The organism is Paenochrobactrum pullorum, assembly GCF_041929845.1.
Lineage (GTDB): Bacteria > Pseudomonadota > Alphaproteobacteria > Rhizobiales > Rhizobiaceae > Paenochrobactrum > Paenochrobactrum pullorum.
This window is the reverse complement of sequence record NZ_JBHEEH010000004.1, coordinates 41935-57087: the sequence shown is the minus strand read 5'-3', so window position 1 is coordinate 57087 and position 15153 is coordinate 41935. Positions and strand designations below refer to the sequence as shown.

Genomic DNA, 15153 nt, shown 5'->3' with positions numbered 1-15153 from the left:
TTTCCTTATATCGATTTACACTGCGATAAGCTTGATAAAAAGTGGCGAGAAAATGGCCGGAACGAACAGATGCCGTGTTATACACACGGCATCTGCGTTTTATCATTAACGGTTATCCGCAACATCCTGAGCTGTGACAGGCTCTTGGTAGTCGTTGCCGAAATTGGTACGGATATATGTCACAACGGCAGCAATCTGCTCGTCATTCATCATCTTGCCAACTGGCGGCATGCCCTTCAAACCGTTCAAAAGAACGTAGATCGGGTAGCTTGCTTCTTCCAAAGTTTCATTTTTGGCCAAAGCAGGGTAATGGCCTGCACCTACTGCACCTTTGCCCTCTGCCATATGGCAAGCCTGACAAACGGTTTCATAAAGTTCCTGACCGGTCTGGGCTGCAAAAGTGTTGCTGGTGCTCAAACCAGCACCGGCAGAATCTGCCAGAGCGGCTGGAGCAGCTACGCCAAGAATGGCAGCTGCGGTAGCAGCCAGCGCCAATGGGCGAACCATAAGAGAAATATGTTTCATTTTAATGTTCCTTTCATCGAGCCGAAGAAAAGCTAAAGGGAAACCCCTTAACCTTTGATCACGCGCTCATGAAGTCTGGTGATTGCATCAAGTGACGAAAGGATCGCACCTTCCTGCCAGCCAGGGATGTAAGAGCAATGCTCGCCTGCAAGCACAACGCGACCGTCGATTTTGCAGAGATTCTGATAATGCTCTTCGCGCATTTCATCAGTCCAGTCACCGGCACAACCTAATGTGTACGGGCTGCGATGCCATGCCCATGTCACACCGTTTTCAAATTCTTCCTTGTACTGAGGATGAATTTCTGCACCATATTCAACAGCTTTCGCAACGCGATCAGCAGGTGACAGGGATGTGAACTCGTATGAGTTTGGACCATTCCAGGTGTAACCACCGAGCAGAACGCCCTTGCCACCCATGTTGTAATTGGTGCTTGGATATGAAATCTGGCGAATCGGCAGATTGGTGAAGCTGATACCACCGAAAATGTGCTCGTCTTCTTCCCAGAAACGGCGTTTGAACTGCAAGCCGAACTTGACGGAAGAAACGTATGGAACAGCGGCAATTGCAGCCTTCATTTCAGTGCCGAGATTGGTTTCGATCTGGGCAAGAATCGGCAGAGGAATGGTGCAGATACACCAGTCAGCGCTTTCTTCTTTCATAGTACCAGGATTTTCAACATCTTCATAAGTGACGGTTACGCCCTTATCATTCTGCTGGATCTTGGTGACCTTGCACTTGTAGGTGATGAGATCGCCCACTTCTTTGGCAAATGCTTGACCGATCACGCCCATACCGCCAACCGGCTGGAACATGGTTGTCTGGAATTCGTAATTGGTGAAATTACTCAAAAACTTCCACAGACCCGAGCGCAGCAGCTCTTCCATTTTGTATGGTTCGCTTGGAACCGGCTTGGCACCCACACCGCCACCTGGATCTTTATCGTAACCACGGAATTCTGCGGTATGCATGCTCTTCACATAGTCGAAGTTTTCATCGAGCACACCCCAAGAGCGCATGGCTTCAAGCAGGATTTCCTGATCTTCTTTGGTGACGATATCGTCAAGACCACCCTTCTTGGTTGCTTTTGCAAGCAGACCCGCAGAATGGCTCTGAAAATCGATCTTCACATCGCGAACGCGCTGTGGCTTACCGCCAAAAGCTTCGGTTGAATGCAGGAATGCATTGTAGTTCAGCTGCTGGAACGGCTCCAGCTTGACGCCGAGACGCTTACAATAATCCAGCAGTGCATGGTGATGGTAAGGAATACGCCAAGGGCCCAAGTTAATGTACTGGTCTTTGTCGAATTCACATGTCTGGGTTGTTCCATCAATTTCGGTAAACTTGTCACCACCATGAACAGTCCAGTTACGACCGCCCGGACGATCATTATATTCGAGGATCTTAACCTTGTAACCAGCCTGACGCATTTCGAGCGCTGCAGTCATACCTGCAAGACCTGCCCCCAGAATCAAAACTGTTGCACCCTTTGGGTCACCGTCAAGTTTAACCGGTCCCTTATAACCGGATTCAGCGGCATGACCAAGACTTGTCATTGCCTGATACATCACCGCACCACCGGCTGTAGCGCCGATCAGCGAGAGTAAATCCCGGCGTGTAAAATTCGAAAACGCTTTTGTGCGATTCATTGTTAAAGTTCCTCTTCACTATCCGATAACCATAATTCAGTATCGACATCGGTGAGACCTTATAGCCCCCACAGAACCCCCATAACTAGTATTAGTCCAAATACAGTCAAATAAAAATTATTTATGATGACAATCAATTTTAGTAATATATTGCGGACAAAAGATTATATTTAGAAAATAATTGTAAATGCAAGCATAAACAATAGCTCTACTTAAGTAGAACTTACCAAGCAGTGCTTTAAAGCTAAATTTTTCAAACCAACGCGGTGGCTGGATTTACAGCTCAGCCAATTTAAACATGAGGGTTTTACACTACTATTGTAATGTAACCAGCTCACACCATAATGCCGTAAAAAGAACTGTTTGACAATTGCCCGCTAAAAATTGGTAGTATGCCTTATCAATTCCGTGTGAATTAGCAAGTCCTGTTACAAATTCAAAAGCAAAAAACGTAAAAATAAACAAAACCCGCTACCACAAGCAGAGATTTAAGTTTAAGCGTCTGTCTACATGATAATAATGCCAGCATAGCAAACCGCCATGTCTGACATGACAGCCTTATTTCAGCTCTCCGAAGCCGTAAAAAAGCCTTTAGATGAGAATGTTTCGGGAAAAGTTTATTTTCCGCGTGAAAAGCCTGCAACAAATGCTATACTCTCGCAAAGATGAGAAATAGACGGTACCGAAGATCGGCCTTCGGTCACCGTTTTCTTTTTGTCTGCCGTCATGATGTTTAACCGTTTGGCACATAAAGAACTGGCACTTATAAGTGGTCAGCATATGTGCCTCTCGCATAATTTTAGCCTGCTTGGCTCACGAAAGGACAGGGTATGGACAAATTTCCGATGACACCCGGCGGTTTCGAAAAACTGAAAGAAGAATTGCGCACCCGTCAACAGGTGGAACGTCCGAATATTATCCAGGCCATCTCGGAAGCAAGAGCACACGGCGACCTTTCGGAAAATGCCGAATATCATGCTGCTAAAGAAGCGCAAAGCCACAATGAAGGCCGCATTTCCGAACTGGAAGACCTGATTGCCCGCGCCGAAGTTATTGATGTCACCAAATTGAGCGGCGACCGCATTAAATTTGGTGCAACCATCACTTTGATTGATGAAGAAACGGAAGCTGAAAAGATCTACCAGATCGTTGGTGATCAGGAAGCGGACGTCAAACAAGGGCGTATTTCCATCTCATCCCCGATTGCACGCGCGCTGATCGGCAAAGGCGAAGGCGATACGATCGAAGTGAACGCTCCTGGCGGCTCACGTTCTTATGAAATCCTGAGTTTCAAGTTCGTCTAAGAGCTTAAAAGTAGATGCAGGTTCCCGTCAGGCAAACAGAAGTGATCGCGCCCAACTTCAAAAAGCGCTTATCCGGTGTCACCTCCACCATTGTTCAGCTCATCCCACTGCAAAAGCGCGAAGGGCTGAATATTGCCACGATGGGCCCCGGATTGCCTGATGATCTGCCACATCTGAAATGGACGGCCATCTTCTCCTTCTGGAGCAAGCCGGAAAACCGTCCGTTTCGCATCTGGCATGCAAGACGCAATATTGAAATGATTGCCGGTATCCTCATGCGTGATGTGCTGCGGATGAAATTACGTCTTGTTTTTACCTCCGCCGCACAACGCGATCATAAACCCTTCACCAAATGGCTGATCCGCCGGATGAATGCGGTGATTGCCACCAGTGCTCGTTCGGGCAGCTTTTTGAAAGTGCCGCACACCGTCATTATGCATGGTGTTGATTTGGAGCGCTTTCATCCGCCTGTCGGCCAAGAGGATGATTTTGCGGCTTCCGGCCTGACCGGTAAATACGCCATTGGTTGCTTCGGCCGCGTACGGCATCAAAAGGGCACCGACCTTTTTGTCGATGCTATGATCAAACTGTTGCCGGATTATCCGCAATGGACAGCCGTCATTACCGGTCGCACTACCTCAGAACATCAAGGCTTTGAAAACGACCTGAAAACACGCATTGCCGAGGCAGGCCTACAAGATCGCATTTTGATTTTGGGTGAAGTGCCCGATATTCGCGTTTGGTATCGCCGTCTTACACTTTATGTTGCACCATCGCGCAATGAAGGTTTCGGTCTCACGCCATTGGAGGCCATGGCTTCCAAAACCGCGGTCGTGGCAAGCAATGCCGGTGCCTATGCCGAAATGATTATCGAGGGCAAAACCGGTTCGATTGCGCCAGCAGGTGATGGCGATGCTTTAAGAGAAGCGATCCGCCCTTATTTGGCATCGCCTGATATGGCGAAAGAGCATGCTGAAGCAGCACTGCTGAACACCCAAAAATATTTCCCGCTGCAACGCGAAGCGGCTTCCATACGTGAAGTCTATGAGCAGGTTTTCGCGCAAAGATAATTCTTTTTACATTCCCTCTCCATCTCGGCTGGTGGTTATTCAACCATAGCTGTGCTCGTTTTTGCACAAATTCGAGCGTTTGAATTTCGTTCAGCTTCCATTCATGCAGCATTGTTTATCAATGCATCATCAGCTGCCAATGTGCAGTGACACGAATTCAGTCCCTCCCGCCTGAGTTCACAGCAAAAGTTTACTCCCGAAGGAGAAGCAGAATGAACAAATTTTTGAGGACCGCAATTTTAAGCCTTGCCGCAGCAGCAGCCGTTGCAGCCCCGATCAGCACTGCATCCGCCGATTCATGGCGTGGCAATGGTGGCTGGAACAGTGGTCGTCATGGTGGCTGGCATGGCGGCCGTAATGACTGGAACAGACCGCGCCCGAACTATGATCGCCCACGCAAGCGCGACAGAAGCGATGCGATTGCTGCTGGTGTCATTGGTCTGGCAGCAGGCGCAATCATTGCCGGTGCCCTGTCCCAGCCAAGCACCCCAAGCTATGCACCGCCTCCGCCACCGCGCGTTTATTATCCGCCGCAACCTGCCTACAACGCCTATCCGGCAGCTCCGGCTCCAGTGCAATATCGCGGCGGCGCTCAGCCTTGGTCACAAGCCTGGTACAATTACTGTTCGCAGAAGTTTCGTTCTTTCAACCCGAAAACCGGCACTTACCGCGGCTATGATGGTGCCGACCATTTCTGCGTTGCCAACTAAACCCAATAAAAAAGCCCCCGAACTCCACCGTTCAGGGGCTTTTTTTCTATCTGTTGCACTCAAACAAGAAATGGATTGCCGCGACGCTCATCACCAAATCGGCTGCCCGGCCCATGACCACATAAGAAGCCGATCTCATCGCCAAGCGGCAGCAATTTGTTTTTAATTGAACTGATCAGGGCATCATGATCACCACCAGGTAAATCTGTTCGACCGACAGAGCCATTAAACAACACGTCACCCACCAGCGCGAAAGATGCCGCTTCATTATAAAAAACCACATGCCCCGGCGAATGCCCCGGACAATGGAAGACTTCAAAATCATGACCGGAAAACGACACATGATCGCCTTCGTTCAACCATTTGTCTGAAGCAAGATTGCGCATTTTATCCGGCAAATTATAGCGCGCAGCGGAGCTTTCGACATTAGCCATCAGCTCTTTATCATCGATATGCGGACCGATGATATCAACGTTCAGCGCTTCTTTCAGATCAAGCGCCCCGCCGACATGATCAAGATGCCCGTGGGTGAGCCAAATGGCTTCCACATCAACATTATGGGCTTTAACAGCTTCAGCAATACGATCAGCATTGCCACCGGGATCAATCACAACACCTTTTTTGGTTTCGCTGTCAAACAGCAAAGTACAGTTTTGCTGGAATGCCGTCACCGGTATGATTATTGCCTGTAGTTGCCCCAAAACCTGCTCCGTTATTTTTAAAAGCCATATCCACAAATATGCCGCCTCTGCAATACAAACAAGGCATTACCGACATCGAACAGTCATTAAAACATAAAAAAAACCGATCACTTTCATGACCGGTTGTAAATCAAACATATAGCCAACAGAATATAAGGCAGCCGAAATACCAAGACTGCCTTATTAAACATTTCCGGCTCAAATGATCACATTGAGCGCCCGCGATAGTACGGCATACTCCGGATGTTTTTTATGCTCTATTGGCGGTTGCGTTTTTGATCATACCGATGATTGCGGTCAAAACAATACCGCCGACACCACCACCGGCAAGTTGCCCGATTGTGCCATTCAGAAAAGAATCAAGGCTGCCATTGTTCAACAGCGGCAATAATTGTCCCAAAATGACACCGCCGATACCACCGGCAACTGTATTACCTGTTGTACCGAGACTCAAATTCTTGACAGCGCCGGCAATATTGCCACCAACTGCACCTGAAACTAATTGTAACACGATAGGCAGAAGAGCTTCCATGACGTATCCTTCCATCAAGGTTTTGCATGAGATTCAAGGTTCCAGCATCTTGATGATCATCAGAAAGCCAATAATGTCAAATAAATTACGATTCATTTACTCATAAAAAAGCATTAACCACAGTCTTTACTGGCAAACATACATATAAAATCTGTTTATCATTTTTGTAAAATGAGTAATTAACAATCGGGTAACATAATAATAAAACAGGATGAATAACGTTTTTACCATTCACAGGAATAGCCACGCATGAGTGGCCTGCGTCATTGAAATCATTTGCACATACTGACATATTCATAACCGTATGACCGGAGCCATGATGTGAATTCTGAAAACATAACTGCCTCAGTTGAGACCCCGCTTTCTGCACGTGAGGCAGACAATCTCGATATTATCGAACTTTTGTTCTTCTCTTATCGTGATTTTACCGCTGATCCGGATCTCATCCTTGAGAAAATCGGCTTTGGTCGCGCGCATCACCGCGTACTTTACTTCATCAATCGTAAACCCGGCATGACGGTCGCGGAACTTTTGGAGTTGTTGCGCATCACCAAACAAAGCTTGTCACGGGTTCTCAAACAATTGATTGATACAGGCCACGTGGTGCAAATCACAGCTGCTCATGACAGACGTCACCGGAAACTTTACCCGACTGAGGCGGGCCGTACTTTGACATTATCGCTGGCAACGCCCCAGTCTCACCGCATTGCCAAGGCACTGGAAAATTGTTCGGAAGAAGAGCGCCATATTATTGAACGCTTTCTCTATAAAATGGTAAACTCCGAGCAACGCGCCCAGATCGACAGTTTTGATCCTGCAGATTATGGTAACGTGACGGAACGTCCCTTTGTAAAAAACGGTATTACCTCATCTTGATACCTGATAAAGATAATTTAAAATATGGAGTGCGCTATGCTCGTTGAAGATCAACTTATCTCAGATGATGCACCGCACCTGCTGGTTGTTGATGATGATACCCGCATCCGCAGCCTGCTTTCACAGTTTCTGACTACCAGCGGTTTTCGCGTCACAATGGCTGCGAGTGCCGCTGAAGCGCGGCGTAAGCTGGAAGGCATTGATTTCGACCTGCTCATACTCGATGTGATGATGCCGGGCGAAACTGGCGTTTCGCTGACCCGCTCATTGCGTGAGAAAAAAACCGTTCCCATTCTGATGCTGACGGCATTATCGGAAACCGACAGCCGTATTGATGGTCTGGCGGCCGGTGCCGATGATTATTTGCCAAAACCGTTTGATCCGCGCGAATTGCTACTGCGCATCAATAATATTCTGCGACGCGGTGCGCCTGCGCTGCAACCAAAAATCGAGCAAATTGTCTTTGGCCCTTACACATTCTTCATTCCGCGCCGTGAATTAAAAAAAGGCAGCGAGGTGATCAAACTCACCGACCGTGAACGCGATATTATGGCAATTTTTGCGGAGCGCGCCGGTGATACTGTACCGCGCCACGAACTGACAGGTACAGAAGGCGAAGTAGGTGAGCGCACTATTGACGTGCAGATCAACCGCCTGCGCCGTAAAATCGAACAAGATCCGGCCAATCCGATCTGGCTACAAACTGTGCGCGGCATCGGCTACAAGCTGAGTATCGAATAAGCCTGCCGGTTTTACAATTTAACAAGATCAGAACGAAAAGGGATAAAATTTGGCGACTGAGGCTTTCAGACCATGACACACCCTTGGAAGGCTCTGAAACACTGGTTCAGCACGTGGGTTCCAAAAGGTCTCTATGCGCGCTCGCTGATCATTATCATCGCGCCGATGGTGCTGTTGCAGTCGGTAGTGGCGTTTGTCTTCATGGAACGCCACTGGCAAATGGTCACCGAGCGTCTTTCAACGGCGGTTGTGCGCGATATTTCCGCTATCATTGATCTGCTTGAAACCTATCCGCAAGAAGCCGATTATGAAAATGTCATCCGCATCGCCCAGCAGCGTTTAGCGCTCAATATTTCCATTTTGCCGCCTGATCCGCTGCCAGCACCAAGCCCGAAACCATTCTTTTCCATTCTTGATTATTTTTTGAGCGAAGAAATCACCCGTCAGATCAATCGGCCATTCTGGATTGATACAGTCGGCGATTCCGATCTGGTTGAAATTCGTATTAAACTTGAAAATAATGTCTTGCGCGTTTTTGCACGGCGCTCTCAAGCCTATGCCTCCAATACCGGCATTTTCCTCACATGGATGGTCGGCACAGCGCTGGTACTGCTGACAATCGCAATTTTCTTCCTGCGTAATCAGATCAAGCCAATCCAGCAACTGGCAGATGCCGCCGAAAGCTTTGGTAAGGGCCGCGCCATGCCCGAAGGCTTCAAACCGCAAGGGGCGGAGGAAGTGCGCAAAGCCGGTATTGCTTTTATCCAGATGCGTGAGCGTATCGAGCGCCAGATCGAGCAGCGCACTGCCATGCTGAGCGGGGTCAGCCATGACCTGCGCACCATCCTGACACGCTTTAAATTGCAGCTGGCTCTAGCTGGAAATTCACTGGATACAGAGCCGCTCAATCAGGATATCACCGACATGCAAACCATGCTGGAGGGTTATCTGGCTTTTGCGCGTGGGGAAGGTTCGGAAGAAACGTCTGTCCTTGATCTGCAGATCTTGTTCGACCGGCTTAAACATGACAGCACTTTGCGCGGCAAGGATTTAACAGCCAGTATCGACGGCGCTCCGGAAGTAAAAGTCCGCCCAAATGATTTCTCCCGACTGGTGTCCAATCTCGTTTCTAATGCCTTGCGATACGCGCATAAAGTAGAGGTACAGGCTCGTCATAAGGATGGTTTCTTGGAAATCACGGTTGATGATAACGGCTCAGGCATTCCGGAAGAAAGCCGCGAAGATGTGTTTAAGCCGTTTGTGCGTCTTGATGCAGCGCGTAATCAGGATGCAGGCGGAACCGGCCTTGGCCTTGCCATTGCACGCGATATTGCGCGTAGCCACGGCGGTGACATCACATTGCATGACAGCCCGCTCGGGGGCTTGCGTGCAGTCATTCAAATTCCGGCATAATAAGCGGCATAAAAGCCAGCAACTTATTGTAATTTATAATTATTTTTAAAAATGTTAATTCTCAAAAATAGGAAATTAAACATGAATTTTGCAAAATATTTTTTATTATATTAGATAATTGGGCTTCTAGCTTTAACATCTTTATCTGTTGTCAGAGCAGCTGAGACACCCGTCCAACCATGTATTGATTGCGGCACACCGACTGGTGGCGTTTATACGGCTCCCAATACAGATTTACCTCTTTATCCTGATTGTTTCATCAAAGAATATGGTTCGCCAGTCTGGAATAATGGCTTAGGCAAATGGGTTCCTTCAAGTGATGGTGGTGGTGGTGGCGGCGGTTCACTGGAATGTATGAATAGTTGCCACATGCGAAAAATGGAGCGCAGATGATAGGCCCTCACAACTATAAAGAACTGGAATTAATGCTTGCTAGTTTAAAACCAATGGCTCGCTTTGCAATTGAGTTGGACTTACCTGAAACAGCCACAGACCAAGGCTTTGATCAACATGTAAAGTCAGGAAAAATCAAAACATATAGCGCGAAAGTACGAACGGACCACCAATAGAAAGGCGATATTACTACCTCGAAGGAGAAGAGTGGCGCGTCAAAATAAGTGAACTTATTTGGAAATCCATTGGTTCAAAACTATTAAGTGAGCTTACTACCGATGATCTTCACCGGTTAGATGGTTGGTTATTGGGATATTCCAGTGAAGATATTGAGGATTTTATTCAACAAAAAAATGCTGGAAAAACAAATAGCAATCTTTAAGAAGGAAAAGTGCCCTCCCTCTATTTCACAACATACGGCCGCTTAAGATTGCAACAGCAATCTAACGATTAAAATAATCTACCGCCATTCGGGACGGTCTTGTCGGTTGTCACCAACACCACATCACCAGCTTCATCAGGCATGCCGAGTGTCAGCACTTCCGACATAAATGGGCCGATCTGGCGCGAAGGAAAATTCACCACTGCCATCACCTGTTTGCCCACCAGATCTTCCGGCTGGTAATGTTTGGTAATCTGCGCCGATGTTTTCTTCACCCCAATATCGGCACCAAAATCAATTTTCAGTTTGAAGGCAGGTTTACGCGCTTCCGGAAAAGGCAGTGCTTCAATAATGGTACCGGCACGAATATCGACTTTTTCAAAGTCGCCCCATGTAATCGTATCGGCAATCACGCTTGTCTCACTCATATCCGTTCCCTATTTTTATTAAGTCCAACTGTTGGTCAGGCTTGAATTTTCAAGCCTGACCAACAGTTTCAAACAATACACTCTCCATCGCTTCACGCGCTGTAACACCCGACCAGACAACAAACTGGAAGGCTTGAAAATAGGTTTCGCAAGCTTCAATTGCGCTGGAAAGCAGCACTTCCACCTGACGGCTGGTCGGCTCTGCGCCACCGGCCAGCAAAAGGGATTGGCGATACATAATCGCCCCTTCCTGTCGCCACAGATCAAAATGCCCCATCAAAAGTTGCTCATTGATCAGTGATAGCAAACGCAGCACCTCGTTTACACGCGGTTCCGCCACTTTAATATCAAAGGCGCAGGCCAGATGCAGCGCCTCGTAATCTTCCATCCATGAAAAGGAAATATGATAGTCAGTCCAGCTTCCAGCGACAGAAATAGCAATTTCGTCGTCTCCAGTGCGTTCAAAAGACCATTCATTTGAATTAGCGACATGTTCAATCACATCTACAGGATGTAATTCACGTGCGAATTCAAGCTCCACAAGGCTCATATCTGTTTCCTGTCCTGCACGCATAAGCGCATTTTTAGTCCGGCGAACATGATGCTCACCTGGTTCGCTCTGTTTGCAGCGCAAAACACTCGCGCAAACAAAGAAACCGGATTGATAGGCTGAACCAGAAACCACCGCTCAGGCGATTTATCGTTCAAGGGCACACGCACATACGCAACTAATACAGGCCAAATAAACTGACCCAGTGACTCTGGAAAGCAGTCTGAAAAACGCCCAGACCTACATATAGCCCCACAAGTAGCCCCCACCACTTGAACTCCATGACCCTGATTTCGAATCATGTAGTGTTTTCAGTCTATTGATGCAGACTCTGAGCGCTAGTCCCTTTTATAAAAACTGACACGAAAGGATGTGGAAACATGAAAACGGGCGCCGTCGCGCCCGTCGTTAAAGGATTCAATCACAAGGGATTTTCGCTCTTTCAGCCTGTTGATAAATTTCTTGTTAAAAACTTTATTCAACAGCGTAAAAACGATAAAAGCAGCAAATTCTGCTTATGAATCAGAGCCAAGCTTGGTTAACCGAGCTTCAAGCGCTTCAATTTTCTGCAACAGAGCTGCATTTTCTGCACGCGCTTTAATGGCCAGATCACGTACAATTTCGAATTCTTCACGCTGCACCACATCCAATGCATTGAGAACGCGCTCACCCTGCGAGCGCAGCGCCGTTTCAACTTCGCCACGCACGCCTTGCGCAGCCCCTGCAGCATCGGTCACGAGTTTGGCCAATTCATCCAGAATTCTGTTCGATCCGCTGGTCATGACTATCATCCTTGTCATTTGCACAAAAGGCAGGCTGCCCGTTTGATTTAACTATTAATAGGCCTCTTTGCAGATTTAAGTGCCATCTAGCTTCGATGCAAGCAGGGGAATTGAAATCTGCCACTGGAAAAAACCATCCAAGATCGTTTATATAGCGGATCAAAGGACTTGAAGATATGTTATTTAGTCCGAATTTATTTACAGCAAGGTTTGCACGATTTCCGGAGAATATGAATGTCCAGTCCACTCCTGCCTCTCTCGAGCCTTGCTTTCCCAGATATTGATCCGGTTATTTTCTCGATCGGGCCGCTCGCTATCCACTGGTATGGTTTGGGCTATATTATCGGCATTTTATTTGCATGGTGGTATGGCAAAAAACTGCTGCAAAACCATCGGCTCTGGGCGCATAATCAAGCGCCGATGCAACCGGTCATGCTTGATGATTTTGTCGTTTGGGCAGCATTGGGCATCGTGATTGGTGGCCGTCTCGGCTATGTGCTGTTTTATAATTTCAGCTTTTATATCGCTAACCCGCTGGCTATTCCGGCAATCTGGGATGGTGGAATGTCGTTTCATGGCGGTATTCTCGGCACTACCATCGCAATGATCCTTTTTGCCCGCTCGCGCAAAATTGCCGTTTGGAGCATGTTCGACGTGATCGCCGCTGGTGTGCCGGTTGGTCTTGGTGTTGTGCGTATTGCCAATTTCATCAATTCGGAACTTTGGGGACGTGTCAGTGATGTGCCTTGGGCATTTTACTTCCCTAATGGCGGTGAACTCCCACGCCACCCAAGCCAACTTTATGAAGCAGCGCTGGAAGGTTTTGTGCTTTTCATCATTCTCGCCATTCTCGTTTGGGGTTTCAAAAAGCTCAAAAAGCCAGGCTTCATTGCCGGAGCATTTGTTGGCGGCTACGGCATCTCGCGCATTATCGTCGAATTCTTCCGCGAGCCGGATGCACAGCTTGGTTATTTAGCTGGTGACTGGCTCACCATGGGCATGGTTTTGTCGGTGCCAATGGTATTGCTCGGTCTTTGGGCAATGATCCGCGCGCAAGTTTCAGCGTCTGAAGCCATGCGCCCGTAACCGGACAATAAAGCACCATGTCCTCATCCAATCTCTCTGAGCGTTTGAAACGCCGCATTGAAGCGCAAGGCCCAATCACGGTCAGCGAATATATGCTCGCCTGCCTTGGAAACCGCGAGGATGGATATTACATGGTGCAGGAACCATTCGGCGCCGAGGGTGATTTTATCACAGCGCCCGAAATCAGCCAGATGTTCGGCGAATTAATCGGCGTTTGGTGTGTGTCGCAATGGATGGCAATGGGCAAACCGGACGCCTTCATCCTTTGTGAAATGGGGCCCGGTCGCGGCACATTGATGAATGATTTGCTGCGCACGGCCCGTCAATTAAACCCTGCTTTCATTGAAGCGGCAACCATCACCATGGTGGAAACCAGCCCTCGCTTGGCGGACATTCAGCGCCAGACTTTAGAGCACTTCGACCTGCCGATCACATGGAGGAGTGATTTCCAAGCGCTTGAACAGCAACCGCTGATTATGGTTGCCAACGAGCTTTTCGATGCTTTGCCGATGCGCCAGTATGTGAGAAAACAAGGGCGTTTTCACGAGCGTGTTATTGCATTGGATGAAAATGGCGCATTTATTTTTACACTCAGCAATCATAGCATTGATGCAAGCCTCCTGCCCGCCGATCATAAGTCTGCGCCGGAGGGCGCGATCTTTGAGGTCGCACCGGCGCGCGCAAGCCTGATGCAACAAATCAGCGAACATATCATGCAATTGACCGGCAGCGCCCTGCTGATCGATTATGGCCATATCACCCAAGGCTATGGCGACACGCTGCAAGCCATGCTCAAACACAATTTTGATGATGTTTTTGCCCATCCGGGCGAAGCCGACATCACCAGCCATGTCGATTTTTATCATCTGCAACAGATTGCACAGCATGCAGGGTTGAACACAGCCACACAGACCCAAGGTGAATTTTTATTGAGCATGGGCTTACTTGACCGCGCCGGACAATTAGGCCGCGACAAATCATTAACCGAACAGCAACAATTACAAGCCGATGTCGAGCGGCTGGCCGCTCCAGATCAGATGGGAAACCTCTTTAAAGTCCTAAGCATCAGCTCACCCTCCATCGCACCTTTGCCTTATGATGTGCTATCTTCTGCTGGCAATTAATCCATAACCATTCGCCATTCTTCGCATTGACAAGCGCGCAATGCTCCACCACCATCATGTTTTTTGACGAAAGCTTTTTTCAATGCCAACCGACGTTACAAAGCCGCAGCCGCAGCAAGCAGCACAACTTGAAAAAACCGGAAGCCAGTCCGGCCAAACAATCGTTCACGGTTTTTTCAATCGTGTCGGCGGTATTTCGGAAGGCATATATGCAGGTCTTAATGTCGGCACCGGCTCCAATGACAATCAGGATCATGTGGCGGAAAATCGTCGCTTGGTGGCGGATTTCTTAGGGGTAAAGCCTGAGAATCTCATCACCGTGCATCAGATCCACTCGCCTGATGTGGTGAAAGTAACCGAGCCGCTGAGTTCGCCAAAGCCACAAGCCGATGCAATGGTCACCAATGTTCCAGGGTTGGCACTTGGTGCACTCACTGCCGATTGCGGCCCTGTGCTTTTTGCCGATCATCAAGCCGGTATTATCGGCGCGGCTCATGCCGGCTGGCGCGGTGCTTTGGGCGGTGTTTTGGAAAATACCATTGCCGCCATGATTGAACTGGGTGCTTCGCGCGAAAATATCGTCGCTGTTTTGGGGCCGACCATCGGGCCTGAAAATTATGAAGTAGGCACTGAATTTTATCAGAAGTTTTTGCAACAAAATAAAGATTTTGCCAAATATTTCACGCCTTCTGTGAAGCAAGATCATTATATGTTCAATCTCTGGCGCTTTATCACCGACCGCTTGGAAAAAGCGGGGGTGCAGGCGACAGCACTGGAAGAATGCACCTATGCGGATCAGAAAAGGTTCTTTTCCTATCGTCGTACCACACATCGGGCCGAGCCAGATTACGGCCGCCAGATCGCAGCTATTGCGATAAGGGAGTAAC

General features: G+C 48.3%; 17 protein-coding genes. 10 read left to right on the top strand and 7 right to left on the bottom strand.

The window, feature by feature from the left end; translation table 11 throughout:
• Window positions 1-105: 105 nt before the first annotated feature.
• The gene (locus tag JNC77_RS08925; protein ID WP_374831616.1) at window positions 106-525 is read right to left on the bottom strand and encodes a c-type cytochrome; all 420 of its coding nucleotides are present in this window, start codon (window positions 523-525) and stop codon (window positions 106-108) included.
• 47 nt (window positions 526-572) lie between these two features.
• Window positions 573-2174 carry a flavin monoamine oxidase family protein gene (locus JNC77_RS08920; protein WP_374831614.1) on the bottom strand — a complete coding sequence of 534 codons (1602 nt, stop codon included), beginning with the start codon at window positions 2172-2174 and terminating at the stop codon, window positions 573-575.
• Between the two features lie 540 nt (window positions 2175-2714).
• Between JNC77_RS08920 and JNC77_RS08915 the strand changes: the two genes are divergently transcribed.
• The 4 genes from JNC77_RS08915 (at window position 2715) to JNC77_RS08900 (ending at window position 5258) form a co-directional block, all read left to right on the top strand.
• Entirely contained in the window at window positions 2715-2843 is a 129-nt protein-coding gene (locus tag JNC77_RS08915) for a hypothetical protein (protein WP_374831612.1), read from the top strand.
• A 161-nt stretch (window positions 2844-3004) separates the two neighbouring features.
• Window positions 3005-3478, top strand: a complete 474-nt coding sequence (gene greA, locus JNC77_RS08910; RefSeq protein WP_374831610.1) for a transcription elongation factor GreA — start codon at window positions 3005-3007, stop codon at window positions 3476-3478.
• A gap of 14 nt (window positions 3479-3492) precedes the next feature.
• Window positions 3493-4548, top strand: a complete 1056-nt coding sequence (locus JNC77_RS08905; protein WP_374831608.1) for a glycosyltransferase family 4 protein — start codon at window positions 3493-3495, stop codon at window positions 4546-4548.
• Window positions 4549-4760: 212 nt separating this feature from the next.
• Window positions 4761-5258 (top strand): BA14K family protein, encoded by a 498-nt coding sequence (locus JNC77_RS08900; protein ID WP_374831606.1) that lies wholly within the window; start codon window positions 4761-4763, stop codon window positions 5256-5258.
• Between the two features lie 59 nt (window positions 5259-5317).
• Here the strand turns inward: JNC77_RS08900 and JNC77_RS08895 are convergent, their stop codons facing one another.
• Window positions 5318-5959, bottom strand: coding sequence for an MBL fold metallo-hydrolase (locus JNC77_RS08895; RefSeq protein ID WP_374831604.1), 642 nt, complete (start codon window positions 5957-5959; stop codon window positions 5318-5320).
• 250 nt (window positions 5960-6209) lie between these two features.
• On the bottom strand, window positions 6210-6491 hold the full coding sequence (locus JNC77_RS08890; protein ID WP_374831602.1) for a hypothetical protein: 282 nt from the start codon (window positions 6489-6491) through the stop codon (window positions 6210-6212).
• Window positions 6492-6812: 321 nt separating this feature from the next.
• Between JNC77_RS08890 and JNC77_RS08885 the strand changes: the two genes are divergently transcribed.
• The 3 genes from JNC77_RS08885 (at window position 6813) to JNC77_RS08875 (ending at window position 9521) form a co-directional block, all read left to right on the top strand.
• Complete coding sequence (locus JNC77_RS08885; protein ID WP_374831600.1) at window positions 6813-7367, top strand: MarR family winged helix-turn-helix transcriptional regulator; 555 nt, start codon at window positions 6813-6815, stop codon at window positions 7365-7367.
• Window positions 7368-7403: 36 nt separating this feature from the next.
• Window positions 7404-8108: a response regulator gene (locus JNC77_RS08880; RefSeq protein WP_374831598.1), complete on the top strand. Its 705-nt coding sequence runs from the start codon at window positions 7404-7406 to the stop codon at window positions 8106-8108.
• 72 nt (window positions 8109-8180) lie between these two features.
• A complete protein-coding gene (locus JNC77_RS08875) occupies window positions 8181-9521 on the top strand; it encodes an ATP-binding protein (RefSeq protein ID WP_374831596.1) in 1341 nt (446 codons plus the stop codon).
• A gap of 843 nt (window positions 9522-10364) precedes the next feature.
• Here JNC77_RS08875 and JNC77_RS08870 read toward each other — a convergent pair.
• From JNC77_RS08870 to JNC77_RS08860, 3 genes are all read right to left on the bottom strand, one after another.
• A complete protein-coding gene (locus tag JNC77_RS08870) occupies window positions 10365-10724 on the bottom strand; it encodes a tRNA-binding protein (protein ID WP_374831594.1) in 360 nt (119 codons plus the stop codon).
• A gap of 49 nt (window positions 10725-10773) precedes the next feature.
• Complete coding sequence (locus JNC77_RS08865) at window positions 10774-11274, bottom strand: type III secretion system chaperone family protein (protein WP_184219647.1); 501 nt, start codon at window positions 11272-11274, stop codon at window positions 10774-10776.
• 515 nt (window positions 11275-11789) lie between these two features.
• A complete protein-coding gene (locus JNC77_RS08860; RefSeq protein ID WP_374831592.1) occupies window positions 11790-12056 on the bottom strand; it encodes an accessory factor UbiK family protein in 267 nt (88 codons plus the stop codon).
• 234 nt (window positions 12057-12290) lie between these two features.
• Between JNC77_RS08860 and lgt the strand changes: the two genes are divergently transcribed.
• From lgt to pgeF, 3 genes are all read left to right on the top strand, one after another.
• Window positions 12291-13142 carry a prolipoprotein diacylglyceryl transferase gene (lgt, locus tag JNC77_RS08855; RefSeq protein ID WP_374831590.1) on the top strand — a complete coding sequence of 284 codons (852 nt, stop codon included), beginning with the start codon at window positions 12291-12293 and terminating at the stop codon, window positions 13140-13142.
• A 17-nt stretch (window positions 13143-13159) separates the two neighbouring features.
• Window positions 13160-14266 (top strand): class I SAM-dependent methyltransferase, encoded by a 1107-nt coding sequence (locus JNC77_RS08850; RefSeq protein WP_374831588.1) that lies wholly within the window; start codon window positions 13160-13162, stop codon window positions 14264-14266.
• Between the two features lie 82 nt (window positions 14267-14348).
• A complete protein-coding gene (gene pgeF / locus JNC77_RS08845) occupies window positions 14349-15152 on the top strand; it encodes a peptidoglycan editing factor PgeF (protein ID WP_374831586.1) in 804 nt (267 codons plus the stop codon).
• Window position 15153 lies beyond the last annotated feature (1 nt).

Excerpts from the sequence above, each read along its gene's own strand:
- JNC77_RS08870 (WP_374831594.1), bottom strand. The coding sequence starts at position 10,724 with ATGAGTGAGACAAGCGTGATTGCCGATACGATTACATGGGGCGACTTT.
- JNC77_RS08865 (WP_184219647.1), bottom strand. The coding sequence starts at position 11,274 with ATGAGCCTTGTGGAGCTTGAATTCGCACGTGAATTACATCCTGTAGAT.
- JNC77_RS08875 (WP_374831596.1), top strand. The coding sequence starts at position 8,181 with ATGACACACCCTTGGAAGGCTCTGAAACACTGGTTCAGCACGTGGGTT.
- JNC77_RS08915 (WP_374831612.1), top strand. The coding sequence starts at position 2,715 with ATGTCTGACATGACAGCCTTATTTCAGCTCTCCGAAGCCGTAAAAAAG.
- JNC77_RS08860 (WP_374831592.1), bottom strand. The coding sequence starts at position 12,056 with ATGACCAGCGGATCGAACAGAATTCTGGATGAATTGGCCAAACTCGTG.
- greA (WP_374831610.1), top strand. The coding sequence starts at position 3,005 with ATGGACAAATTTCCGATGACACCCGGCGGTTTCGAAAAACTGAAAGAA.
- JNC77_RS08890 (WP_374831602.1), bottom strand. The coding sequence starts at position 6,491 with ATGGAAGCTCTTCTGCCTATCGTGTTACAATTAGTTTCAGGTGCAGTT.
- JNC77_RS08925 (WP_374831616.1), bottom strand. The coding sequence starts at position 525 with ATGAAACATATTTCTCTTATGGTTCGCCCATTGGCGCTGGCTGCTACC.
- JNC77_RS08920 (WP_374831614.1), bottom strand. The coding sequence starts at position 2,174 with ATGAATCGCACAAAAGCGTTTTCGAATTTTACACGCCGGGATTTACTC.
- pgeF (WP_374831586.1), top strand. The coding sequence starts at position 14,349 with ATGCCAACCGACGTTACAAAGCCGCAGCCGCAGCAAGCAGCACAACTT.
- JNC77_RS08880 (WP_374831598.1), top strand. The coding sequence starts at position 7,404 with ATGCTCGTTGAAGATCAACTTATCTCAGATGATGCACCGCACCTGCTG.
- JNC77_RS08905 (WP_374831608.1), top strand. The coding sequence starts at position 3,493 with ATGCAGGTTCCCGTCAGGCAAACAGAAGTGATCGCGCCCAACTTCAAA.
- JNC77_RS08850 (WP_374831588.1), top strand. The coding sequence starts at position 13,160 with ATGTCCTCATCCAATCTCTCTGAGCGTTTGAAACGCCGCATTGAAGCG.
- lgt (WP_374831590.1), top strand. The coding sequence starts at position 12,291 with ATGTCCAGTCCACTCCTGCCTCTCTCGAGCCTTGCTTTCCCAGATATT.
- JNC77_RS08900 (WP_374831606.1), top strand. The coding sequence starts at position 4,761 with ATGAACAAATTTTTGAGGACCGCAATTTTAAGCCTTGCCGCAGCAGCA.